Origin of the sequence: Aeribacillus sp. FSL W8-0870, from assembly GCF_037963755.1 — a bacterium.
In the GTDB taxonomy this organism is placed as follows: Bacteria; Bacillota; Bacilli; order Bacillales; family Aeribacillaceae; genus Aeribacillus; species Aeribacillus composti.
Window position 1 is genome coordinate 208123 of the sequence record NZ_CP150165.1, and the last position, 24575, is coordinate 232697.

General features: G+C 37.6%; 21 protein-coding genes, 5 pseudogenes and 1 riboswitch. Of the genes and pseudogenes, 21 read left to right on the forward strand and 5 right to left on the reverse strand.

The window, feature by feature from the left end; translation table 11 throughout:
- Window positions 1-10: 10 nt before the first annotated feature.
- The 10 genes and pseudogenes from NSU02_RS01160 (at window position 11) to NSU02_RS01205 (ending at window position 8621) form a co-directional block, all read left to right on the forward strand.
- Window positions 11-517: a hypothetical protein gene (locus NSU02_RS01160; RefSeq protein WP_063389141.1), complete on the forward strand. Its 507-nt coding sequence runs from the start codon at window positions 11-13 to the stop codon at window positions 515-517.
- 495 nt (window positions 518-1012) lie between these two features.
- Window positions 1013-1429 carry an immunity 70 family protein gene (locus tag NSU02_RS01165; protein WP_181556890.1) on the forward strand — a complete coding sequence of 139 codons (417 nt, stop codon included), beginning with the start codon at window positions 1013-1015 and terminating at the stop codon, window positions 1427-1429.
- Between the two features lie 104 nt (window positions 1430-1533).
- Window positions 1534-1692, forward strand: a complete 159-nt coding sequence (locus NSU02_RS01170; protein ID WP_235600496.1) for a hypothetical protein — start codon at window positions 1534-1536, stop codon at window positions 1690-1692.
- A gap of 315 nt (window positions 1693-2007) precedes the next feature.
- Entirely contained in the window at window positions 2008-2256 is a 249-nt protein-coding gene (locus NSU02_RS01175) for a MafI family immunity protein (protein WP_003251249.1), read from the forward strand.
- Window positions 2257-2307: 51 nt separating this feature from the next.
- A pseudogene (locus NSU02_RS01180) lies at window positions 2308-2753 on the forward strand (transposase); the annotation flags it as partial.
- Between the two features lie 104 nt (window positions 2754-2857).
- Window positions 2858-3139, forward strand: coding sequence for a hypothetical protein (locus tag NSU02_RS01185; RefSeq protein WP_339193865.1), 282 nt, complete (start codon window positions 2858-2860; stop codon window positions 3137-3139).
- 12 nt (window positions 3140-3151) lie between these two features.
- Complete coding sequence (locus tag NSU02_RS01190; protein ID WP_339193867.1) at window positions 3152-3685, forward strand: hypothetical protein; 534 nt, start codon at window positions 3152-3154, stop codon at window positions 3683-3685.
- A gap of 463 nt (window positions 3686-4148) precedes the next feature.
- A pseudogene (locus NSU02_RS01195) lies at window positions 4149-5253 on the forward strand (IS3 family transposase).
- 526 nt (window positions 5254-5779) lie between these two features.
- Window positions 5780-6154 (forward strand): immunity 22 family protein, encoded by a 375-nt coding sequence (locus NSU02_RS01200; protein WP_339193869.1) that lies wholly within the window; start codon window positions 5780-5782, stop codon window positions 6152-6154.
- 343 nt (window positions 6155-6497) lie between these two features.
- A riboswitch (cyclic di-AMP (ydaO/yuaA leader) is annotated at window positions 6498-6641 on the forward strand.
- 144 nt (window positions 6642-6785) lie between these two features.
- Window positions 6786-8621, forward strand: coding sequence for an APC family permease (locus tag NSU02_RS01205; protein ID WP_339193871.1), 1836 nt, complete (start codon window positions 6786-6788; stop codon window positions 8619-8621).
- A 554-nt stretch (window positions 8622-9175) separates the two neighbouring features.
- Here the strand turns inward: NSU02_RS01205 and NSU02_RS01210 are convergent.
- The 3 genes and pseudogenes from NSU02_RS01210 to NSU02_RS01220 form a co-directional block, all read right to left on the reverse strand.
- Window positions 9176-9304: a hypothetical protein gene (locus tag NSU02_RS01210; protein ID WP_339193873.1), complete on the reverse strand. Its 129-nt coding sequence runs from the start codon at window positions 9302-9304 to the stop codon at window positions 9176-9178.
- Between the two features lie 78 nt (window positions 9305-9382).
- The gene (locus NSU02_RS01215; protein ID WP_339193875.1) at window positions 9383-9790 is read right to left on the reverse strand and encodes a hypothetical protein; all 408 of its coding nucleotides are present in this window, start codon (window positions 9788-9790) and stop codon (window positions 9383-9385) included.
- Window positions 9791-10114: 324 nt separating this feature from the next.
- Window positions 10115-10270: pseudogene (locus NSU02_RS01220) on the reverse strand (HPr kinase/phosphorylase); the annotation flags it as partial.
- Between the two features lie 276 nt (window positions 10271-10546).
- Between NSU02_RS01220 and NSU02_RS01225 the strand changes: the two are divergent.
- The 6 genes from NSU02_RS01225 (at window position 10547) to NSU02_RS01250 (ending at window position 16717) form a co-directional block, all read left to right on the forward strand.
- Window positions 10547-11920 carry a PTS transporter subunit EIIC gene (locus NSU02_RS01225; RefSeq protein ID WP_327847850.1) on the forward strand — a complete coding sequence of 458 codons (1374 nt, stop codon included), beginning with the start codon at window positions 10547-10549 and terminating at the stop codon, window positions 11918-11920.
- A 95-nt stretch (window positions 11921-12015) separates the two neighbouring features.
- Complete coding sequence (locus NSU02_RS01230) at window positions 12016-13083, forward strand: MupG family TIM beta-alpha barrel fold protein (protein WP_327847849.1); 1068 nt, start codon at window positions 12016-12018, stop codon at window positions 13081-13083.
- Between the two features lie 2 nt (window positions 13084-13085).
- Entirely contained in the window at window positions 13086-13994 is a 909-nt protein-coding gene (gene murQ, locus NSU02_RS01235) for an N-acetylmuramic acid 6-phosphate etherase (protein ID WP_327847848.1), read from the forward strand.
- Between the two features lie 49 nt (window positions 13995-14043).
- A complete protein-coding gene (gene nagA / locus NSU02_RS01240) occupies window positions 14044-15231 on the forward strand; it encodes an N-acetylglucosamine-6-phosphate deacetylase (RefSeq protein ID WP_339193877.1) in 1188 nt (395 codons plus the stop codon).
- A gap of 5 nt (window positions 15232-15236) precedes the next feature.
- Complete coding sequence (nagB, locus tag NSU02_RS01245) at window positions 15237-15962, forward strand: glucosamine-6-phosphate deaminase (protein WP_311066756.1); 726 nt, start codon at window positions 15237-15239, stop codon at window positions 15960-15962.
- A gap of 23 nt (window positions 15963-15985) precedes the next feature.
- Window positions 15986-16717 (forward strand): GntR family transcriptional regulator, encoded by a 732-nt coding sequence (locus tag NSU02_RS01250; protein ID WP_311066757.1) that lies wholly within the window; start codon window positions 15986-15988, stop codon window positions 16715-16717.
- Between the two features lie 316 nt (window positions 16718-17033).
- Here NSU02_RS01250 and NSU02_RS01255 read toward each other — a convergent pair.
- Window positions 17034-17507, reverse strand: a pseudogene (locus NSU02_RS01255) (transposase); the annotation flags it as partial.
- A 772-nt stretch (window positions 17508-18279) separates the two neighbouring features.
- Between NSU02_RS01255 and ltrA the strand changes: the two are divergent.
- Window positions 18280-19539, forward strand: a complete 1260-nt coding sequence (gene ltrA, locus NSU02_RS01260) for a group II intron reverse transcriptase/maturase (protein ID WP_094245397.1) — start codon at window positions 18280-18282, stop codon at window positions 19537-19539.
- A gap of 161 nt (window positions 19540-19700) precedes the next feature.
- Here ltrA and NSU02_RS01265 read toward each other — a convergent pair.
- A pseudogene (locus NSU02_RS01265) lies at window positions 19701-20539 on the reverse strand (IS66 family transposase); the annotation flags it as partial.
- 19 nt (window positions 20540-20558) lie between these two features.
- Between NSU02_RS01265 and NSU02_RS01270 the strand changes: the two are divergent.
- The 4 genes from NSU02_RS01270 (at window position 20559) to NSU02_RS01285 (ending at window position 24262) form a co-directional block, all read left to right on the forward strand.
- Entirely contained in the window at window positions 20559-20747 is a 189-nt protein-coding gene (locus NSU02_RS01270) for a hypothetical protein (RefSeq protein WP_327847851.1), read from the forward strand.
- A gap of 390 nt (window positions 20748-21137) precedes the next feature.
- A complete protein-coding gene (locus NSU02_RS01275) occupies window positions 21138-21563 on the forward strand; it encodes a MerR family transcriptional regulator (protein WP_063386472.1) in 426 nt (141 codons plus the stop codon).
- A gap of 106 nt (window positions 21564-21669) precedes the next feature.
- Window positions 21670-22995, forward strand: coding sequence for a hemolysin family protein (locus NSU02_RS01280; RefSeq protein WP_339193881.1), 1326 nt, complete (start codon window positions 21670-21672; stop codon window positions 22993-22995).
- 304 nt (window positions 22996-23299) lie between these two features.
- A complete protein-coding gene (locus NSU02_RS01285) occupies window positions 23300-24262 on the forward strand; it encodes a sporulation protein (RefSeq protein WP_339193883.1) in 963 nt (320 codons plus the stop codon).
- The last annotated feature ends 313 nt before the right edge of the window (window positions 24263-24575 follow it).

Below are 24575 nucleotides of genomic sequence, written 5' to 3' on the forward strand. Positions count from 1 at the left end.
AGGTGATTTCATGATAATAAAAAAAGAAGGCAAAATTAACGAGATAGTCTATGAATATACAACATATCACAGCGGAAAATATAGGCTTTATCCAACAATTACAGATTTAAAAATTATTTTAGAAAAAATAATTGAATCCAATTCAACGACAGAATATTTAAGAATTAATCCATTTTATATTAATGAAAAGGCAAATATGCAGATTGAATTCGATGAATATATGTTTTATTTGGAATGTAGGGAACAGTTCGATGAGAAAGAACTGAAAGAACATATTTTAGATTGCCTGGATGCACATTATCCAAGTGTGTCTACTGAGCAATTTGAGATGGGGAAAATACTATATCCACTATGTCAACACAATGATGTAGAGAGTTTTAAGCTATCATTAGAAAAATATCGTGATTATTTAGATACGCTTTTACCGAGGTTATTTGATATTGCTAAAAGAAAAATGCAATTAAAAGACGAAGATTTAGCTTTTGGATATTTTTGTTTTGAAGTTCATAGTGAATAAGAATCGAACCTTGATTGGCTTTATGCCTTTCAAGGTTTTTATTTTAAAACTAACAGATGTATCAAATAATAAAGTGCAATTACGAGAAAATTTATATATCGTTTTTACCAACATTTTAATTCAGACTTCATAATGGTTCCGCCTACTATGAGTTTGGCTGTGATGCATGGTGAAACTATTAACAACACTAATACCCTTCGCGAGTATGCTTTGAAACACGTGCGAACGCATTCTCGCGGCGAGAAAGAGGGTATAAACTTTTAACTGACTGTGACGATACTAAACGGGCACATTATTTTTATTATATTGTACTTTCTACCCAAGTTGAAAAACGATTAAGTGATTTGCCGAGAGGTACTAAACAAACTGTTATTATCGATATACGGGGACAAAACGTATCGGAAGAAATACTAGATGATTTGTATGATAGAATAATGAAAAAAACAAATGGTAAAGTAAATATTAGATTTAAAACTAATGAGTGAGGTGACAGAATTGGCTGTAGGTTTGAAAGTAAAATATTACTGGTATCCAATTGGTCATGGTGATTTTTTACATTCGTTTTTTTCAACAGTAAGCTATCATTTAGAGCCAAATGGTTGGGGAACAAAGTATCCTCTTTTATTAAACAAACTATATAATGGTAAACTTGAGTATAAATATATTAAAGATGTTATTAAAGAAATAGATGAAATTCAAGAAAGTTTGAAAAATTACAGTCCATCACAAGTCGTTTGGGATATCGAAGACCTTTCAAAAACACCTCCATGGGGAGATAATATAAGTGATGAAATTACAGACTTATCTAACTATTTTGTTACAAGTGATGGGGAAGATTTAATAACTATTTTAAAAAAAGCATTAAATAAAGCTTTAAAAATAAAGTCAGACATTGAAATAGAAAGTATTTAAGAAAGTTTAAACTATGATTTTTGATAACCTTGAAAGGCTATAAGCCTTTCAAGGTTTTTTATTTTAAGGCTGATTATCTAAACGATACACTCATTCAAGAAGCAATGAGAAGACCTTCTCGCCAGCGTTCCGTCTGTCCAATGGCAGCCGGCCTTGGCAGGAGTCGGCCGGCGCCCCGCATGTGGATGAGCAAAGCTAAGGAAGAAGTAAAAGAAACTACGATGAACATGGTTGGCAAAATTGGGGATGGTTGGGAAGGGTAAGGGAAAAGCTAATTTTGTAAATATAGCTAGTAAAAAACGAACAAAGCATATACTTTACGGAGATAAAACAGGTGGTGGGCATTTATGCCTGGAACTGGAAACCCTAAAAACTGGAGTGCGGAAAGAGTAATGCACAATGTATCAGATATAGCTACCGACCCTACACTAAAATGGAAGAGGGGAGAGTTGTTAAGAGTGTCCAAAGATATGAGGTTATAGGAATTAGGGATGGAATTAAAATAAAGGTAATTACAGATGGAAAAGATATAATAACTGCATTCCCTATTAAATAACTAATTTTAGGAGGGTGATTTTATGAATTTAAATATTCTTTTAAAAGAAATAGTAAGAAATATTACTAATCTTCCATTGAAAGATGAAAAAGACATTTTAGAGTTTATAGAACATGAAGAGTGGGGATTAGCTCTAGAAACAATATGCAGTGTAATTGAACAAGAGGATATCACTATTGATAAAGATATTTTTAGCAAAATCGAAGAAGCTGGAATATACATGGAAATGGACAAATCACTTTGGGAAGGAATAAGTAAACAAATTAGGTAAATATGCTTGTCTTTAGAGAAAAGTATATTTCTAGTCATAACATCATTTTGCTTTAAGAAGCAAGAAATCAAAAAAGTGGATAAAGAGTTAAAAGCACTTATCAAGCCATTAGGGATGCAGCTTGAAACGATGCCAGGCATTAATACGGTGACCGCATCCGCTTTCATTGCAGAAATCGGGGATATTCATCGTTTCTTTCATTCTGACAAACTCGCAAGATACGCAGGTATAGCCCCTGTCAGAATGGGTTCGGGCGGCAAGGAAACAGGAAATTATACACTATCTTTTATAACTTGGCTGTTCAAAAAATACATATTTGTAAAGGCAGTAAAACTCCTCGAAATCCTGTGTTTTACGAGTATTATCAGAAAAAGCTAGCAGAAGGTAAAACCAAACAACAAGCGCTTATTTGCATTATGAGAGGACTTGTCAATATTATCTATGGTATGATGAAACACAAGACCGCTTATATCATGCCTGAACGGAAAGTCAGTTGATATAATGGGTGGTGGTTAGTGAAACTGCCACCCGTTTATAAAGTACATTTTTATAATTTCCTAAGGGTACGGGTAAAACTGTTAAGCTACCAAGCCAAGGGACGGTGGACGCAGGCGTTCCGGGAGCACCAAAAGTAGATGCTGGTAAGCAAGGAAAGCATGTTTTAGGTCATCCTGATAGTATGCCTGGTAAGAAAACTCAATGGCCAGAAGGAGAAGATGGAGTTAAATTGACTCAAGAAGCATGGGTAAAGGGAACTGTAGTTAAGCCAGATGGTAGTGTTAAAATTTATGACTTTCACAAACCAATTGGGGTGAATGGAGAAACTAGAGTAAAAGTTCATATGGATAAAAAAAGAAACATCCATGGTTACCCAGTAAAATAACGGAGGTATATCATGAAACAAAATGTATTAAATACAATTGAACAATTATATCACCATGGTGATTTTGGATATGTTTTATTGAATTATGTCGATACTAATGTTTGGGCTAATAAAATCACTCATGAAATAAAAGGAATAGACGTTGAGAATTTAACAGATTTTAATTATTCAAAATGTTTCACATTATATATTATGCCTTCGATCCATCCTAAGATAAAAATTGGTACGGATGAATTTAGAGCATATATCAGAGAACACACTTATTTAAACGGATTATTGGTTTATATTTCGGCAATTGCTCCATTTGCAGCAATAAAATATGTTAGGTATGAATATGTTGATGGAGAGATTGAAATGCAAGAACAATACCAGCCATTCGATGAAGAAACAGAACAAATCGGCAAAGATATTTTGAAATTATTAGAGAATGAGGGGATAGAAGTTCTTGAAAAAAGCTTATTAGAAATAGAAGTACCTAATATTTCGTTAGAACTTAGAGAGGAAAAGGTAACAGTATTTCATTGCCTATTTGAAGATAGTTATTAAAAAGAAATTATACTTGGATTGGCATTAAGCAAGAGACTTTAATGGTTGTAGATTATTTGAACAACGAAGACAATGAGAGCATTAGTTTTGGAGTTTTTAAAAGATAAAGTAAATTTTAAACTCTATGAGCATAATGACGATGAATGAAGGAGTTACCTCTTGAGCATTTTATGAATAGTTTCGAGTTGTCACGACAAATTGCTGAAGAGAGAAAGAATGGATGAATTGTTATTTGATGATGAAGACTAACAATACTACCCCAAAACGAGTACTCAAGGCTCGTCTGGGGTTTTTTTATCTAATCAAATGTTAATGTTAAAATGTGTAAAACTCTCTCTCCTGTTAACACTGTTCACGACCATCACTTCAATGTCCCATTGTATTGATGTTAGTCTAAAAATTGGACACGGAGAACAGGGAGATTATAATAAACTTAATTACAATAGGTTCGAGGTGTCCAATCATGAAAAAGAGAACATTTGATCAAGAATACAAGATTCAAGCGGTTGAGTTATGCTTGGAGGGGGACAAGTCCATCGCCCAAGTGGCAAAAGAGTTAGGTTTGGCTTACAACACTCTTCATCATTGGGTCAAAGAATACAAAGAAAGCAATGGAACAAGCTTTGTAGGTTCAGGCAACATCAAGCCACAAAATCAAGAAATCATCGAGTTACGCCGTCGCAATCAAGAGTTGGAGGAGGAATTAGCGATCCTAAAAAAGGCGTTAGGCATCTTCACCAGAAACCAGAAGTAATTTACGCCTTCATTTTTCAACACCGTAATGAATTTCTTGTTGTGAAGATGTGCCAAGTTTTCGGTGTTTCAAGAAGTGGGTATTACGACTGGCTCAAGTGTGCGAAAAGTAAACAGAAAGAACGAAAAGAACAACGCACTCAACAAATTCGAAGGGATTCGTGTGTCTCAAAAGACGGTCGCTCGCATCATGAGCGAAGAAGGCTTGAGATCCATTACCGTCCGTAAATTCAAAGCCACTACGAACAGTAACCATCCTTACAACGTTATATGCCAATCTATTGAAACAGAACTTCCAAGCAACGGCTCCGAATGAAATATGGATGGCAGATATTACGTACATTCCTACCGACGAAGGCTGGTTGTATTTAGCGAGTATCATGGATTTACATACTCGTAAGATTGTAGGATGGTATATCGATACACGAATGACGAAAGAGTTAGTCATCAAAGCGTTACAACGGGCTCTAAACAGCGAAAAACCAACGGGACGAGTGATTCATCATTCGGATCGTGGAAGCCAGTATGCTTCGAATGACTATCAGCGACTTTTACAGGAACATCATTTTCAAGTGAGCATGTCGAGACGTGGGAACTGTTACGACAATGCTTGTATAGAGTCATTTCATAGCCTTATCAAGAAAGAGTGTATTTATCTGAATCGATTCCGCACGCGAAAAGAAGCGAAACAAGCCGTTTTTGAGTACATCGAATGCTTCTACAACCGCAAAAGAAGTCATTCAGCCCTTGGCTATGTATCGCCATGTGAATTTGAAGCTGCTTACTACGCTAATCAGAGAAAAGTAGCTGCCTAAATTCAGCTATTTCTCTCTGTTTAACGTGTCCGTTTTCTTGACATAACACCACATTTTTATAATTTCCTAAGGGTACTGTTAATCTTAATTCAGTTCCATCTGTAAAGAATGGTGAATTTAATAGATGGTTTAATTCACTAGCTCCTGATAAGTTTGATAAAGTATGGTCTGACCCTAGGTTAAGAAAAGCCATTGAAAGTAGACTTAGACATCCAGGTGGATTTCATGAGTGGCATTTAGTATCTCGAGCTCCTACTTTTAAACGGTGGGGTATAACAGCAGAACAAATTAAGGAATTAAGAACTGCTATAGAAGATGTGAAGTTTGTTAATCCAAAAGGAGTTCATGGCGGGAAGGGTTCTACGAAAGCTCATAATGAATTGTTAGAGATTATTGATTCTTCACCAGATTATGCAACATTTAAGAGACGACTCCAAAATTGGGTTAATTATAGACTAGAAGGTGGAGTGGAATCTTTACCGGAAAGTCTTAGACCGTAAAAAAGCTAAGGAGGAGTATGAAATATATGGAAAAGGAAGGGTTTGTATCATTATTTATTGGCAACTCTAAGTCATATAAGGATCTTCAAAACTATATTTTGAATAGTTATACAGAAGATGGAGATTTACTATCTTCCGAATTTGAAAAAGACTTTAACATTGATTACTATAATGAAGATTTTAGAGAAGTAGAATTCTATGATGAACCATCGAATGATTTACGTGTTCTACTTGAAGGTTTTTCTTATGATGAGGAGATAATTCCAAAATTTATAGAGCTTTGCGGTGAGCGTTTAAATCAAGAAGCGAACTCAGTTATTTTACTTTATAACTTTCAATATAATGGAAATGTCAATGAAAAAAATCAGTTTAGATTTTTAGGAACCGTACAATATAAGTAATTATAAACACCTTGAATGAGTGTGCGACACTCTTTCAAGGTTTCTTTTTTTATTTTATAAGAGGGGTGAGTGCCAAATAAACCACTATTGATACAGCCTATACTATAACCTACGGAACTTGGAAAGAAGCATTGATGTTTTATTCAGTAAATTTAATCGAAATTTTTTACAAAACTAGATAATTTTGTACACGAATAATAAAACTGTTTAAAAATATATAATAATTGTTTAAAAATCAGGGCGATATAAAAGTTTTAACGCCTTACCCATTTACATGGCAACGATTATTTGTCTCTTTACAACTTTTCATAAACTGAGTAAGATAATTTCTGTAAAATTGAATATGATTAAATCGCTGAATCCTTTTAAGGAGCGGGGGAACCATTTTGTAACGTTTTGTTACTTGGGGTGAATCCTTGAAAAAGGAGGGGCTACTCTCATAGTCCTAATCCGACAGCTAACCTCGTAAGCGTTTTGGGAGGGATGTAAGTTGAATGATGTCTTTTTGGCCACTGAGTGCATCCTCAGTGGTTTTTTATGTTTATGAAGATGCACATAAAAGTCCATACAGTTCATCAAGCTATAAGGAGAGGAAAAGCCTAATATTTTTAAGAAAGAAGGAGTCTTGAAAATGGCTTATTTGAAACGGTTATTCATCGGTTCGCCAATGGAAACGAAACGATTGAAACATGAAAAATTACCAAAATGGAAAGCATTGGCGGTATTTTCTTCGGATGCATTGTCTTCCGTTGCGTATGCAACAGAAGAAATATTATTAGTATTGATGATATTAGGAACCAGCGTGTTTTTTTATTCCTTACCCATAGCTTTGGCGATTGTAGGGCTTTTAGTCATTGTGACTTTATCCTATAGACAAATCATTTATGCCTTCCCATCAGGAGGCGGAGCTTATGTAGTGGCAAGAGACCACATCAATACCACCACAAGCCTAGTAGCAGGCGCAGCATTAATGATTGATTATGTTCTTACGGTTGCGGTTAGTATTAGCTCAGCCGTTGCGGCTCTTACTTCTGCTTTTCCAGCCTTGCTTACTTGGAAAGTGGAAATAGCCGTCGCTCTTGTATTATTGCTCATGATTTTAAATTTGCGAGGAATTACCGAATCAGCCACTGTATTTGCCTATCCAACCTATTTATTTATTATTTCAGTACTAGTTCTCATTATTGCAGGAGGATGGAAATTATATAATGAAGGATGGCATGGTTTTAATTATGCAAATCACGCTACACCTGAACATTTCTTCACTAGTGGATACGGCGTGTTTATTTTATTAAGGGCTTTTTCATCCGGTTGTTCAGCAATGACAGGAGTGGAAGCCATTAGCAACGGTGTGCCATCGTTTAGACCTAACAGTTCCAAAAATGCTGCAATTACAATGGGATGGATGTCTTTACTGTTAGGCATCATGTTTCTAGGTATTACAATTTTAAGTGCAGGCTTCGGAGTGACTCCAGCCGAACATAAGACTGTCATTTCTCAAATTGGAAGTCACGTCTTTGGCAATAGCATATTATTTTATATTTTTCAAATGATCACCATGTTAATTTTAGTATTAGCTGCGAATACAAGTTTTGCCGGATTTCCGCAGCTTGTTTCGATTATAGCTACTGACCGTTATTTGCCGAGAAGTTTAGCAGCGCGAGGAGATCGTTTGGTGTTTTCCAATGGAATTATTCTCTTAAGTATTTTAGCGATCATTTTAATTATCGTATTCCATGGTAAAACACATTCTCTGATCCCGCTGTATGCAGTCGGAGTATTTCTTTCCTTTACGATCGGTCAATACGGTATGATTAAAAAAATATGGAAAGAAAAATCGAAAAGCAATATGGCCACATTGTCGATCATTATCACTGGAACAATTGCTACAGGATTAGTAACGATCATTACCGTTATAGCGAAATTTACACACGGTGCATGGTTAGTGATTGTAGCCATTCCATTAATCGTTGTCTTGTTTAACAAAATTCATGCTCATTATGAAACATTAGCTCAGCAATTAAAATTGGATAAAAGTGATCGGACTGAAACAAAAGAAATTGTGACTCCGAAGGTGATCATCCCGATTTCAGGCATTAGTAAAGTCGTTGATCAATCTGTACAATATGCAAAAAGTATTTCAGACGATATTACAGCCATTACAATTGTTTTTGCCGAAGAAGAAGAACAGAAAATACGCGACAAATGGTATAAGTTGTATCCAGATATCGAGCTGAAAATTATTTATTCACCTTATCGGACAATCCTTTCTCCATTATTGGATTACATTAATAAAGTAGAAAAAGAAACAAAAGGAGCAACCATAACTATTTTAATGCCGCAATTTATTGTGAAAAAATGGTGGCATACTTTACTTCATAACCAAACAGCGATCTTTTTAAGATTCTTTTTGATCCTGAAAAAAGACATCGTCATTGCAACGCTTCCGTACCATTTAAAAGAATAACATCTGGCTTTTGGCACTTGCTTAGGCGTTGTAAGTGTATATGAATCCGAGGATATATGTTCGAACTTCAAGAGCATATATCCTCTTTTTTTCATACGTACCTCTATCCGAATCGATTCTGTATGCGGATATTCATAATTTGCCTCTCAATAACAGTATTGATCATTAATTAAATGAAAACCATACGCACAGCGGTGTATGGTTTTCGGAAAGCTTTAAGCGAGGTATAAAAAAGCCCCTCCTAGTATTTTGGCTCGCCAACCAAATTTTATCTAGCTAGAAGAGAACTTTTTATGTCTTCTGACTTAAATAGTTAGTCACATACAAAATGTAATTGTAAGTAATCATATCATCTTTGCTGATGAGTTATAATAAATTGAAGAAGATAGAACAGCCAAAGCCGAAATCACAACTGAAACATGATGGAAAGCCCTTTTAAAAAGTTTAAGTTGGTGTATTTTTCGGATCCCAAAAATGCTGAACGATTAGCCCAAGAACCTTATCTTTCCATGACATGATCGTTAACCATATTTTCTTTTTCGATACAATAAAGTCTATTGATTCTTTTCGTTTCCGTAAAAGATAGGACTCATTATTTCTTCTGCTTTTATCAAAGTCTGTAATTGTTCATCTGTAATTTTATTTTCGTCATTATTTTTTTCAATAACCCCCAATATATCCAAGTATCGGGTTCTCCAATTTACAGAGGTAATGAAGTGATGAAGCCAAAGAACATTGAAATAACCCATTAAAATTGGTTTTTAGTCCTGGGAAAGATATTTAAATTTTGAAATATCAGCTCTATCAATCCCATATGTTTCTAATACCTCTCGAATATAATCATCTGGATTCATGTTAAATAAAAAATCTAAGTTCCAACTACAATATGCTTGTGCTACATGACCTAATAAATTTTCGGTTAACGCTGCTATTTCACTATGTTCTATGTTTAATTCCTCTATATTTTTATTTGAAATAAATTGAACCTTTATATAGTTTTCTCTCGGCTCAAAAAATTGCTTATCTGTTTCACTAAGCCAAGAATAGTCCTTCAATGTACTTGGCCTCTTTTTATCTTCAATAATCAAAAAATTTGTACTTTCTATGTAGGGTATTTCAATTTTCCAAATTTCAAGTGAATTAGATTTTAGTTCTCTACTAATTATCATTTTTTTGATTCCACTCCTTTATATTATTTCATAGTAATTGTCAATCTAGTAAATTTTAAAAATATATATCCCGAAGATAAGTATAATTCATCACCACTTTTTGTGATTTTGGCAAAAAAGAAGAAAACACTTACGAAAACCTGGCAATAATGTTAGCTACCACACAAACATAAGGAGGTTTCGTAAGTGCTTTTTATATCACTAGAATTTCCAGAATTTGAAGTGATTAAACAACTTTCTTTCTCCAATCAATATTTTGTTCATGTTCAAAAAAAGTCATGAGGAATTGACAAGGGAAATTCGCTTATGGCTGCGAACTGCACCGACTCTCTCTGCTGGATAATAATCAAAATACCCGGCCATTTCAATTCCGGGGCGAGAAATATTACTCGTCGTGATCGGGCGGTTAATCACCTCTTCTCCGCTGATGAGCTCTAATTGAAACTTTTCAATTATGTCTCTCGTTCGTACCTTTGGCAACCTTTTAACCTCCTTTATCACAGCAATCCAATATATCATTTTTTATTTTAGCATTTTTCACTCTGAACCAAATTTTCATCAAAACACAGTGCCTTTTCGTTTTTACTGCTCATTGCGTTATATACAGTATCCAATTGTTAGAATGCTTTTTGCTCTAGTTTGATAGATAAATATTTTTGGAATGGTCTAGACAACTATACTAATAGCTGATAACATGAAATTGTAAACGGATTCATATTGTTTAAATGATTATCCTTACAATAAGGGGGAAAAGCTGTGCATAAAGAAGAGCGTTTGGCCAAAGAAATTATAGAACAGTTAGGTGGAACGGAAAATATTGCTGATCTTGCTTCCTGCATGACTCGTCTCCGAGTTAAACCTATTGATTACGAAAAGGTAAACCTCAATGGGTTAAAAAATGTTGATGGTGTCATGGGCGTAGTTGAAGCAGAAACATTACAAATTATTCTTGGACCCGGAATTGTCACTAAGGTTGCGAATGAGGTTTCAGACTTAACAGGTCAAAATATAAGGAACATTGACGATGAAAACAATAATCCCTTTGAAGGATTGGCAGCCAAAACAAAAGCTGAATTGAAAGAGAAAAACGCAACTCCTTTCAAGTTATTTTTACGAAGAATTGCCAGTATTTTTATTCCATTAATTCCTGCAATTGTTGCTTCTGGTCTTATTGCTGGAATAACAAATGTAATTGTCCGTTCAGGTGCAGATCCTGAATCAATCCTTATTCAGATACTAAACTTTATCGGATGGGGATTATTTAATTACCTCGGTGTCTTTGTGGGAATTAATACTGCAAAAGAATTTGGAGGATCTCCTGCTCTTGGCGGTGCGGCAGGTATTTTAATCATTAACCCTGGACTTGCCAACATTACATTATTCGGAGAAGAACTGGTGCCGGGAAGAGGCGGTTTAATTGGAGTCATGCTTGCAGCTGCATTTATCGCGTTTCTCGAAAAGCGGATCCGCAAATTTGTCCCTTCAGCTGTAGATATCATTGTCACGCCGACTCTAGCTTTACTCATTACCGGTATCGTAACACTGATCGTCCTGCAGCCTATCGGCGGCTTTATATCTGACTTGATTACAAAAGGGCTTTTAGGGCTTATTGATATGGGAGGAATAATTGCAGGGCTTATTCTCGCCGGAACATTCCTTCCTCTTGTTGTAACAGGTTTGCATCAGGGTCTAACTCCAGTTCATATGGAATTGATCAATACAATCGGAGATGACCCTCTACTCCCGATACTTGCCATGGGCGGAGCCGGCCAAGTTGGTGCCGCATTTGCAATTTACTTTAAAACGAAAAATGAACGTTTGAAAAAAGTAATTAAAGGGGGTCTTCCAGTTGGAATTCTTGGAATCGGCGAACCTTTAATTTTCGGTGTAACCCTGCCTCTCGGACGCCCATTCTTAACAGCTTGTCTCGGGGCAGCCGTCGGCGGGGCATTTCAGGCATTCTTTAAAATTGCCACCATCGCAATTGGAGTCTCGGGAATTCCGTTAGCTTTCCTTGTACACACGGATCAAATTATTCTTTATCTGTTAGGATTACTCGTTGCTTATTTCTTCGGATTTATTTTTACCTGGATATTTGGATTTAAAGAAGAAATGGCGAAAAATATCTAGCTGATAAACTTATTTTTTGAAGGAGGATACATAATTCCTCCTTCTTTCCGTATTGATTCATTTTCGTAAAATTCTGACTATAATGAGGTGATCATATGATCGGAATCTCCATTTATTTAAGTGAAGAACGGACAATACAGAACGTTCAATGGATTGAAAAAGCAGCATCTCTGGGATTGCGTTCTATTTTTACATCCCTTCATATTCCTGAGGATGATCCAAACACTTACCTATATCTTCTCAAAGATTTAGGAAGCTTGGCGAAAAAGTTTAACATGGAGCTTTTCGCAGACGTTTCCCCGAAATCTCTAGGCTATCTCGGCCTGGATTTTCAGTCGTTGGATGAATTGGTTCAATGGGGACTGACGGGAATCCGTGTTGATTATGGATTTACATCCGAGGAGATTGTTGAGCTTTCGAAAAAAATGAAAGTCGGTATTAATGCAAGCACCGTATCAGAGACGGAAATTGACATCTTGATAAACAAAGGGCTTATCGTTAAGAATGTCGAAGCGTGGCACAATTTTTACCCCCGTCCAGAAACTGGATTAGACACTAACTTTCTCATGAACAGAAACCGGTTTTTAAAATCGAAAGGTTTCACAACAGTAGCCTTTATCCCGGGAGATAAAGAGATGCGGGGACCTGTCTATGCCGGATTGCCGACCTTGGAAAAGCACAGGACCGCATCACCTGTTACTGCTGCAGCTGAATTATTCCATTCATACGATACAGACAAGGTTCTAATTGGCGATCTTTCTGTTACAAATGATACTCTAAATCGCTTATCAATTATCGGAAACGGTATGATTCCATTAAGAATGAAGCCTATTAATGACCGAATCGAGAAGCAATTATTTAACCAGATCCATACAAATCGAATGGATCCAGCCAGGGATGTAATTCGTTCAGTTGAATCCCGTTCCTATGCTCAAAAAGGTACTGTACTTATTGCACCATCAAATCAGATGGAGCGGAAGAGAGGAACGATTACCATTGATAATCAATTATATGGACGCTATGCAGGAGAACTGCAAATTACCATTCATGATTTGCCAAAAGATGATCGTGTAAATGTAATTGGACATGTTATCGAAGAGGATCTCCCCCTTCTATCATTCATAAAAGCCGGAGGAAAATTTCAATTTATGGTGAGGGATTGAATATGAATATTTCAAAATTAAACACGGAACAACGTAATCCGAAAACAATGGATATTGACTTGATGTCTACCGAAGAAATCATTTCTGTAATTAACCAGGAAGACACACTTGTTCCAAATGCCATCGCAAGAGAAATTCCAGTCATTGCGAAAGTCGTTGATCTGATTATTGATTCCTTTAAAAAAGGAGGACGGTTAATTTATGTTGGGGCCGGAACCTCAGGTAGAATTGGAATCCTTGATGCATCTGAGTGCCCTCCTACTTATGGAACGGATCCGAATATGGTCATCGCAATGATTGCCGGAGGGAAAAAAGCAATAACCGAAGCCATCGAAGGAGCGGAAGATGATTTGGAGCAAGGTAGTAATGACTTAAGGAATTTACATTTAACTCAAAAAGATGTAGTTGTTGGAATTGCTGCAAGCGGCCGCACCCCATATACAATAGGAGCATTGCAATATGCAAATGAAGTAGGAGCCTTAACTGTTTCTGTTGTTTGTACAAGGGACTCAAAAATGGAAAAAATCTCAAAATATACGATTGCCCCGATTGTTGGTCCTGAAGTCATAACAGGCTCTACAAGAATGAAAGCCGGAACAGCACAAAAACTTGTTCTTAATATGCTTTCAACAGCTTCTATGATTAAGATGGGAAAAGTATACAGTAATTTAATGGTTGATGTCCAAATGAAGAATGAAAAGTTGTTTAAAAGGGCTGAAAATATTGTTAAAATGGCTACCGGTGCGGATTCAGAGGAAGTTAAAAAGGCTCTAGCTGAACAAAACTACAATACAAAAGCGGCTATTTTACAAATTGTAACTGGCTTAAAAGGAAACGATGTCATAAACCTATTAGAAAAGCATTCCGGTTATTTGCGGAATGCAATTGAGGGATTTTATTCTTTAAAATAAATTCATTACTAACCATCTATAGATCTGCAAAAGAATGGAGATGAAGTCTATGAACCGACTTCTTTTAAAAAACGGAAAAGTGGCACTAGAAAAAGAGATCATAAATAAAGGCTTTATCTATATAGAAGGTAACAAAATTATTGATATTGGTAATTTAGACAGCCTTCCCAGTCTGAGCAAAGATATACAGGTTATTGAATTGCCAGAAGAATACATTTCAGTTCCCGGTTTTATCGATCTTCATATTCACGGAGCGGGTGGAGCAGATACGATGGACGCAACGACAGAAGCATTATCAACGATGTCGGGCATTCTTCCGGCTGAAGGAACGACAAGCTTTTTAGCAACAACCATTACACAGGAAATAAAGAGCATTGAAGATGCCTTAAAAAACGTTGCAAATTACCGGAAACATCATAATGAAGCCGGAGAAGCTGAAATTCTCGGCATTCATCTTGAAGGGCCGTTTATCAATGAAAAACGGGCCGGAGCTCAGCCTGTCGAGCATATACTCGCGCCGGATATTGACCTTTTTAAACGATGGCAAGAGTTGGCTGAAAACGGGATAAAACTTGTAACGATGGCACCTGAACAAGAAAACGGCTTGGAGTTTGTCCGTTATCTGGATCAATCCGGAGTCGTTGCCTCAATCGGCCATTCGGATGCGACATACGAAGAAACAGTAAAGGCTGTGGATGCCGGCGCGAAACATGTCACCCATTTATTTAACGGAATGAGAGGACTGCATCATCGCGAGCCCGGAATCGCAGGAGCAGCTCTTCTACTGAAACAATTGATGGTCGAAATCATTGCAGACGGAATTCATGTCTGTCCTGAAATGATTCAACTTTCTTTGCAGACAAAAGGAACAGACCGAATGATTTTAATTACAGATTCTATGAGGGCGAAGTGTTTAAAAAATGGAACATATGACCTCGGAGGCCAGGATGTGACCGTAAAAGATGGGAAAGCACTGTTAGAAAACGGAACCCTCGCCGGAAGCATTTTAAAAATGAAAGATTCGATTCAAAATATGATACAATTCACAGGGATTTCACTTTTAGAAGCTATTCAGCTGGCAAGCGTAAACCCGGCGAAACAAATGGGTGTCTATGACCGTAAAGGAAGCTTGGCACCCGGAAAAGACGCTGATATCGTCATTCTTGATGAAAACAATGAAGTGTTTACGACTTTCTGCCGCGGAAAATTAGCATATAAAAAGGGAGGAGAGAACTGAGTAAAATGAATATTATAAAAGCTGAAAATTATGATGAAATGAGCCATATGGCTGCAAGAAAAATCATTGAAAAGGTAAGGATCAATCCAAAAATAACACTTGGACTTGCGACCGGGAGCACTCCTATAGGCGTTTATAAAAAATTAATTGAAGACCACAAAACGAACGGAACAACTTATAAACAAGTCACAACCGTCAATCTTGATGAATACAGCGGAATCGACCGAAACGATCCAAACAGCTATCATTATTTCATGTGTGAACAATTGTTCAACCATATTGATATCCCGCATGAACAGACTTACATTCCGGACGGGATGGCGAAAGATCTTCAACTCGAATGTTCACGATTTGAGAGCGTCGTTCAAAAACTTGGCGGTGTGGACGTTCAGCTTTTGGGAATCGGCCATAACGGTCACATCGGCTTCAATGAACCGGGAACTTCGTTTAAAAGCCGCACTCATGTCGTAGCACTAACTGAAAGTACACGAAAAGCAAATGCTCGATTTTTTCCTTCTATAGAAGACGTGCCTGCTCATGCGATCACAATGGGAATTGCAACGATCATGGAAAGCAAGGAAATTATTTTACTAGCATCAGGCACATCAAAAGCAGAAGCAATTGCAAGACTAGTAAATGGCGAAGTAAATGAAGATTTCCCGGCATCCTTACTAAAGCTTCATAACAATGTGACAATCATTGCGGACAAAGATGCATTGCAATTGGTTTAGCTTCACAACAAGGAGAGTTTTCAATGATTGATAAATCATCACCAATTCCGATATATTATCAGCTGGAAGAATTTATAAAAAAACAGATTGAAAATGGTGAACTGCAGCCGGATCAAGCAATTCCTTCAGAACGGGAATACGCGGAGCGCTATCAAATCAGCCGGATGACAGTCCGCCAGGCCATCAACAATCTTGTAAACGAAGGGTATTTGTACAGACAAAAAGGCCGTGGAACATTCGTTAGCAAACAAAAGGTGGAACAGCGGCTCCATGGTCTGACCAGTTTTACAGAAGATATGCTCGAACGTGGAATGAAACCAAGCAGCAAGTTATTATCCTTTGAAGTGATTCCGGCCGGCTTGGAAACAGCCAGCCATTTAAAGCTAAAGAAAAACGCTCCCGTATATGAAATCAAACGGGTCCGTCTTGCGGATGACGTTCCGATGGCCTTAGAAACTACTTATGTTCCGGCCAATCTAGTAAAAGGGCTTACGGAAGAAATTATCCATCAATCCCTTTACAGTTATATCGAAGAAAAATTAAACCTGGTGATCAGCGAGGCATTCCAGCAAATTGAAGCATCAATTGCCAAGGAGTCAGAGATAAAGCATTTGCAAATCGAAAAAGGATCGCCGATATTGTTAATATTACGAACCTCTTATCTTCATGACGGGACGCCATTCGAATTTGTAAAATCAGCATACCGGGCGGATCGGTATAAATTTGTGCATACTTTAAAAAGGCAAAGGTTTTAATATCAAAATCAAAATTTTCTCAATGATTAAGGGGCTGTCCAGAATGTCAAAATCCACTGAAAGAAACATCATAAGTATTGATATATCAGCGTTTCTAAAACATTAAAGGGGCGTCTATAAGCCGGAAAATCGACTTATTAGACACCCCCTTCTTACGATTAGTCAAGAGGTTTATCAATAGTTATTTGAGATAATGAATCTTTTTTTGGTGGAAGGGGTACCCCCTCCGCCAAAAAAAGATTTTCGCATACCAAATAGACCTAGCGATTTTTGCTTTTTTTCGCTAGGCCCATTATGTTATACTTTTCCTACACAATTACGAAGATACTGAAGCGATTTCGTAATTGTACGTTAAATTGTGTGTAATAAGGTGGAAGAGGCACTTCAATAACTTATTCACACATGCGATGGACGCAACTTTATGACATTTGTTATAGGGTTGCGTTTTTAATTTGTCGTAGTATTCTACAAAATGATTGTGTCCAAAGCGTCGTTGGCGGATCATATTTTGAATCGTAAAATAAAGGATTTTGCGCAGATGACTGTTGCCACGCTTATTGATTTTATCTTTGTAAAACAATGTGCCTGATTGAAAACGCCTTATATCAATTCCTGCATGGGCATTGAGTTGCTTATGATTTTCGAAGCGTGTCATGTCGCCTATTTCTCCAATTAAACGAACGGCTGTATTTTTCCCTATACCAGGAATACTGATTAAGATTTGATATTCATTTCGTTCTTCTGAAAGAACAACCATCTGCTGAATCAGTTCCTCACGTTTTCTCAAAATAGCTAAAGTATGTAGAAGTCTTCACTTCACCTTATCGATTCCCTTTTCTTATACACGATCTCAAGGATCCAACATACTGAAACTGATTCTTATAAGGGCAGTGAAGTAGGCCAGTTTTTTCATTACGAACTCAAGGTTCTGGGGCTGTCACGGCCTATTCTCCACTTCTACTATAAAAAAAAGTAGCACAGACCATGGCCGTGGTCTGTGCTACTAATCGTGCGCCCGGCATGTACATGAACTATAGGGTGTAAGTCCCGAACCCCGAAGACAGAAGTAGAGGTTAGCCAAGAGCAAGGGTGTCCGTGGTGACGCGGAATCTGAAGGAAGCTGGAGGCAAAACACCGGTCCGAGGAACACGAACCTCATATAAGGCTAGGTATGATTGAGTGAGTTTGCGAAACAAAACAAAGCTCTTTCTGTCGAAGGTCATATCGAGTAAATGAGGCGGATAGATGGTGTGAAAGTGCATGTACTTACCCGGGGAGGTCTGGCTGGCACGCCAAGTAACCTTGGTAACCTATCTAGTGATAGATAACTGAACAGTCAGAAGTCAGCAGAAGTCATAGTACTCTTTTCGAGCTCGAGACGAAAGAGGAAGGACTGAACAATTAAGGAGAACGAATCGCTAGGCGTTCACCTTCTGTGTGGAAGCAGACAATCCGATAGGACTTACTTGAAGGAGGAAGTGGTGAATCCCACGGGGGACTTCAAGAGGGTGGAGCAGAAGATGGCACAAATAGAAGAATTCGTTCACGTGGAGAGGATATCAATGTTGATGGAAATGATTTTGTCACGGGAAAATCTCCTGGCGGCACTGAAACGAGTCGAACAGAATAAAGGAGGTCACGGAGTAGATGGCATGTCCGTAAAAGACCTACGAAGACACCTCTACGAAAATTGGGACTCCATTCGACAGTCGTTGAGAGAAGGAACCTACAAGCCCTTACCCGTCCGTCGAGTCGAAATCCCGAAACCGAACGGTGGAGTAAGACTTCTAGGGATCCCTACCGTGACGGATCGTTTCATCCAACAAGCGATTGCCCAAGTGTTGACGAAAATCTTTGATCCGACCTTCTCGAACCATAGCTATGGTTTCCGACCAGGTAGAAGGGGACATGATGCGGTTAGGGAAGCAAAGGGTTATATCAAAGAAGGATATCGTTGGGTAGTCGATATAGACCTAGAGAAATTCTTTGACAAGGTGAATCACGACAAACTGATGGGGATCTTGGCGAAAACGATCAAAGATCGAATTCTACTGAAGGTAATTCGCCGGTATCTTCAATCAGGCGTGATGATCAATGGAGTGGTAATGGAAACGGACATGGGAACGCCTCAAGGCGGCCCGCTTAGTCCACTTTTATCAAACATCATGCTTCATGAATTGGATAAAGAGCTTGAGAAACGTGGACATAAGTTTGTTCGGTATGCGGATGACTGTAACATCTATGTGAAAACAAAGAAAGCAGGAATTCGTGTCATGAACTCCATTACGAACTTTATAGAGAAGGAGTTAAAGCTCAAGGTAAATAAAGAGAAATCGGCGGTAGACCGTCCTTGGAAACGGAAGTTTCTCGGTTTCAGCTTCACACTCAATAAGACTCCAAAGGTACGGATTGCGAACGAAAGTGTGAAACGTTTGAAGAACAAGATTCGTGAAATTACATCAAGGTCGAAACCGTATCCAATGGAGAAAAGGATTGAGAAACTGAATAAGTATTTAATGGGATGGTGCGGATATTTTGCCTTGGCAGAAACACCAAGTAAGTTCAAAGAATTTGATGAATGGATTAGACGAAGGCTTCGGATGTGTTTGTGGAAAGAATGGAAAACCCCGAAAACAAGAATTCGGAAACTCAGAGGATTAGAAGTTCCAAGCCATAAAGCATTCGAATGGGGCAATACACGCAAGAAATATTGGCGGATTGCCTGCAGTCCCATTCTACACAAAACCCTCGACAACTCCTATTGGAAGCGTCGAGGGTTAAGAAGTCTATTCGAAAGATATCAAGCACTACGTCATACTTAATTGAACCGCCGTATACCGAACGGTACGTACGGTGGTGTGAGAGGTCGGGGGTTAGTCACCCCCTCCTACTCGATTTAGTATGTTTCGTTTTAATTTCCCGCTTACCAATTCATGCGTAAAGTAATTCCCACCTGTATTTCGATGGGGATTTCATGTATGCTTTATTTAGATTTTTTAGGAACACGGCATTCCTGCGGAAGCGTCGGTGACCATGGCAGGAATTTAGCTAATTTTGTTTTATCTGTCGTATCTATATTGGTAAGCTCTTGAAACAGGTAGCAAGGTAGTTGAATGAATCCAACTCGCTCCAATTTTCCTTGGCTGTCTCCACAACACTATATAGATGATCGTACTGGACCTTGCTCCTTTTGACGTATTACTGAAGAGCCAGTTTTTGCGACCGATCACAAAAGGTTTAATTGACCGTTCCCCGCGATTATTATCGATCTCCAAATGGCCGTCCTCTAAAAATGTCTCCAACCGCTCTCATTGGGTACGACAATACTTGATCGCTTTGCCAAGTGCGCTTTTTGGCAGTACGCGCGGCATTTGCTCTTTAAGCCATGACAAAAAAGCCTCAAGCACGAGTTTGCAGTGCTCCAGCCGTGCTTGATAGCGCTCCTCTGGACTTGCATCTTTTAAGCTTGCGCTCAATTTCAAAAAGTTTATTGCAATAGGCCAGACCTTCCTTTGCTTTGACGGTGGAAGTGCTCGCCGATTCAGGCAGTACCTGCAGGGCTTCTGTGAATTTGCGGCGGGCATGGGCCCAGCACCCGACCAATTTTACATCGGGGAGGACGTTATAACCCGCATACCCGTCCACATGCAAATATCCCCGGAAGCCGTCAAAAAAAATGCGTGGGTGCTTGCCTGAACGGGTTTGCTGGTAATCGTATAAGACGATAGGTGTATCCCCGCGACCGGTACGATAAAGCTATATGTAGGAAGTCGACGTTGCTGGCCGATCCGGTTCAGACAGGACCTGCAAGGTTGTCTCATCCTCTGGAAAGGTGGGATATTTGATTGGAGAGAGATCATTATTAGAAAAAAAGTTGGACAAAATGCCAAAAACAAAGGCATTTATTGAGGAAGTCGTTGAGTCTGCCCAAGATTTCCGCTTACGTAGGGTTAAGCAAATGCTAAATGAAATAAATGAGGTGGGAGAAGTAATCAAAGAGTGGAAAGTATTAAGGGAGTCTGGGGATTAAAAAACAATTTTATGGTGAGGTAAAGGATATAATCCAAAAATATAGGATCAATTAAATTTTTAATCTTGTTTTTCGCATCTTGTTCTATTTCATTTATGGAAGATCTTATTGCTAAGTCAGCATTTTCTTTTACTTCTGTTTTGGTTTGACCAAAAATCCAGTACAGGACTATTTAATTCTTCTAAGCAATAAAAGAGAAAACTAAAGATTAGATATTTCTTTCACTATTGAGAACAATGGATGGTACCTTCAAGAATTTTGTGTAATGTAAGTCTGATCAGAAGAATAATTGTATAAAAATTTACAATTTTGTGAAGATCAAAGTATAACGTTTGACTGTACAGTTTGATTATAATATGATCTTATTAGAAGGGTAAAAAGGGGGTATAGATGGATGGGGTCGTCTATAAAATTGGTGAACTAGCAAGTATAGCAAATGTTTCTAAAAGAACAATCGATTATTATACAAAACTAGGCTTGCTTAAAGCAGAACGGTCCAAATCGAATTATCGATATTATGATTCATCTGCTCTTGAGGATTTAAAATTAATTGACCATTACAAAAAACTGAATTATTCATTAGACATGATAAAAGAGAGGCTAGAGTTGCATAGAAAAAAAACAGCAGCCGAGGAAGAGCTTATTCTTAAACAAGCCAAAACAATTGCTGAACATATGAAATTATTGGAGGATGAAATTAAAGAAATTCATGATCTTTTAGGCAAATTGGATGATGAATGTAAGAAAAAGATTTCGAATCAATTGTCTCCACAGACGATGGCATTATTACAATCATTAATCATGTTTTTAGGATGATAAAGAGAGATCTATACAAGGGAATAGTGAAAAAAGCATAATTACTGTTGACATTTCGTTATTAGGAGGTGTAAGTCGTTCCTTTTTCTAGGGGAACGGCCGTAGTTTGGAAATATTTAATTTATTTATGGTTGCTGTATTAATTGGTTTCACAGCATTTTTCGTCGCTTCTGAATTCGCCATTGTAAAAGTCCGATCTTCAAGAATTGATCAGCTTATCTCGGAAGGAAATAAAAATGCTGTTGTAGCTAAAAAAATCATTTCCAATTTGGACGAATATTTATCAGCGTGCCAGCTTGGAATCACCATAACAGCATTAGGTTTAGGCTGGCTAGGAGAACCGACTGTTGAGCATCTTCTTCACCCCGTTTTTGAAAAAATGGATTTTTCCCCATATGTGTCTAATATACTGTCATTTGGAATTGCTTTCGCTGCGATTACATTTTTACATGTCGTTATTGGAGAATTGGCTCCGAAAACGGTAGCCATTCAAAAGGCAGAAGCTATTACATTATTAACAGCAAGACCCTTAGTTTTGTTTTATAAAATCATGTATCCATTTATTTGGGCATTAAACGGTTCTGCAAGGGGCATTATCCGTTTATTTGGCTTAAAACCAGCTTCCGAACATGAGCTTGCACACTCAGAGGAAGAGCTGCGGCTTATTTTATCTGAAAGCTACAAAAGCGGCGAGATTAACCAAACGGAATACAAATATGTGAATAACATCTTCACGTTTGATGACCGGATCGCAAAAGAAATCATGGTTCCCCGAACAGAAATTGTTGCACTTGATAAAAATAAAACCATTAAAGAAAACTTGGAAATCATCAAAAAAGAAAAATTTACAAGATATCCGGTAATTGACGGAGATAAAGATCATGTTATTGGCCTTATCAACATCAAAGAGGTATTTACAGAAATCTCCTCTTACGATAGCTTAAATACCGAAAAATCCATAGATGATTTTGTCCGTCCAATTATTCAAGTCATTGAATCCATTCCAATCCATGATCTGTTGCTGAAAATGCAAAAAGAACGAATACACATGGCGATTTTATATGATGAATATGGCGGTACATCCGGTTTGGTCACAGTTGAAGATATTCTTGAAGAAATTGTCGGTGAGATTCAAGATGAATTTGATGAAGATAAAAAACCCATCATCCAACAAATAAATCATGATCGAGCCTTAGTTGATGGCCGCATCTTAATTAGCGAGATAAATGATTGGTTAGGGTTGAAAATTGAAGAAACGGATGTAGATACACTTGGCGGATGGATGTTAACTGAGCGTTATGATATTAAACAAGGGGAAAGTATTGAATTTGGACCGTACACCTTTCACGTAGTGGAAATGGCCGGGAACCATATTAAAACGATTGAGATTACTAAAATTGATAAAGGCTCGCCAGTTCTAGTAGAAGATTAATCATAATAAGACTTGGCGACAAGATCCCCCCGCTAGCAGAATACAAAAAAGTCTGCCAAAAGGTTTCGATATTTCAACCCACAGGGGAATACTGTAATCCCCAAAACGTGCTTATAGTTGCGGCGAAAATAAAAATCTGTCATCCGCCAAACTCATTTAAACGAAGCTCTCTAAATTGAGTTCACTCCTTCTAATGGTCGCATATCTCAAGCGAATCAGTATCATTAAAATTTAAAATAAGTGGAATGGGATGTCGCTCCTTAGAAAGAAAAATTTTTAAATAAATGGAGGGAGAATTTCAAAAATGCTTAAAAAATTTTTAGCGAAATTCGGTAAGGGAGCAGCGACAGTAGATTTACAATTCGAAAATCGTCCTTATCAGATTGGTGAAGTAGTACAAGGAGAAGTTGTCATTAAGGGAGGCGAAGTAGATCAACAGATCAACCAGTTGGCAGTTCAATTCATGATGACTGTTAGAGCAAAGAATGGCCAGTCTGTTTCACGGGAGGTTGAGAGGATTCCTTTAAACGGATCATTTGTAATTTCAAAAAAAGAAGAAAAACGCATCCCATTTAATTATCGAATTCCGCAAGCCTTGCCTTTATCTAGAGGCCCTGTATCTTATTATTTTGATACCCATCTTGATATTGAGGGAGGCGTAGATCGGACAGATATTGATTATATCACCATTGGAGCATCGAAAGAGATCCAATCCATTTTTCATGCTCTTTCCCGTTTAGGCTTCCGAGAAAAATCTACTTCAGGAAAGCTTGATCAATATGGCCAAGAATTTGAATTTTTTCCGACACAGTTATTCGCAGACAAAGTTCATGAATTAGAAATTCGTTTTGCTTATGTAGAAGAAGGAGTCAAAGTTTGGATGGAAGTGGAATGTCGATCTGGCTATGGAAAAATCGAAGCGAAACGAGAATTTGTTTTGACTAAAGAAATAGTAGAGAACGAAGACAAGCTGGTGTCCTCGTTCGAAAAATATATTGCAGAAGCAGTCCAGCAACCGGAATTGTATAAACAACCTTTTACCTATCCTACCTATCAGCCTCATCATAAAGGCAGTATGGCAAGCGGCATTGGAAGCATGGTTGGAGGATTGGCGATGGGTGTTTTAGGTGGTATGGTACTAAATGAACTAATGGATAACATCGGTGTAGATGAAATGTTAGAAGATGCGGCAGAGGCCATAGGTTTGGACGAAGAGAATTTTGATTTAGCTGGCATGGATTTTGGTGATTTTTTTGATGAAAACTAATAAAAAAGCGTATTAACGGTCAGAAGAATGATTATTCTTTTTAAAAAAACAATTTTATGTTTGATGGAAGAATCCATTTGATCAAGCTTTTTTCCAAATGGATTCTTTTTTATTTACGGTTCAATATTTGTTTGATATTTATAAACAAACTTAATTTTCATTAAGAACATAAATAACAACATTAACATGAATTTTATTAGTATCTAAACTTTTGTTTAAAAAACATATGTCATGGAGTAAAATGGAAATAACTCTAAATGACTGTGTTTTATTTTAATGAGATAATCATAGCAAAGCATGAAATGCAAATAAA

Coding starts and splice junctions, on each gene's coding strand:
- NSU02_RS01160 (WP_063389141.1), top strand. CDS start 11: ATGATAATAAAAAAAGAAGGCAAAATTAACGAGATAGTCTATGAATAT.
- NSU02_RS01170 (WP_235600496.1), top strand. CDS start 1,534: ATGAGAAGACCTTCTCGCCAGCGTTCCGTCTGTCCAATGGCAGCCGGC.
- NSU02_RS01175 (WP_003251249.1), top strand. CDS start 2,008: ATGAATTTAAATATTCTTTTAAAAGAAATAGTAAGAAATATTACTAAT.
- NSU02_RS01190 (WP_339193867.1), top strand. CDS start 3,152: ATGAAACAAAATGTATTAAATACAATTGAACAATTATATCACCATGGT.
- NSU02_RS01200 (WP_339193869.1), top strand. CDS start 5,780: ATGGAAAAGGAAGGGTTTGTATCATTATTTATTGGCAACTCTAAGTCA.
- NSU02_RS01205 (WP_339193871.1), top strand. CDS start 6,786: ATGGCTTATTTGAAACGGTTATTCATCGGTTCGCCAATGGAAACGAAA.
- NSU02_RS01215 (WP_339193875.1), bottom strand. CDS start 9,790: ATGATAATTAGTAGAGAACTAAAATCTAATTCACTTGAAATTTGGAAA.
- NSU02_RS01230 (WP_327847849.1), top strand. CDS start 12,016: ATGATCGGAATCTCCATTTATTTAAGTGAAGAACGGACAATACAGAAC.
- murQ (WP_327847848.1), top strand. CDS start 13,086: ATGAATATTTCAAAATTAAACACGGAACAACGTAATCCGAAAACAATG.
- nagA (WP_339193877.1), top strand. CDS start 14,044: ATGAACCGACTTCTTTTAAAAAACGGAAAAGTGGCACTAGAAAAAGAG.
- nagB (WP_311066756.1), top strand. CDS start 15,237: ATGAATATTATAAAAGCTGAAAATTATGATGAAATGAGCCATATGGCT.
- NSU02_RS01250 (WP_311066757.1), top strand. CDS start 15,986: ATGATTGATAAATCATCACCAATTCCGATATATTATCAGCTGGAAGAA.
- ltrA (WP_094245397.1), top strand. CDS start 18,280: ATGTTGATGGAAATGATTTTGTCACGGGAAAATCTCCTGGCGGCACTG.
- NSU02_RS01275 (WP_063386472.1), top strand. CDS start 21,138: ATGGATGGGGTCGTCTATAAAATTGGTGAACTAGCAAGTATAGCAAAT.
- NSU02_RS01285 (WP_339193883.1), top strand. CDS start 23,300: ATGCTTAAAAAATTTTTAGCGAAATTCGGTAAGGGAGCAGCGACAGTA.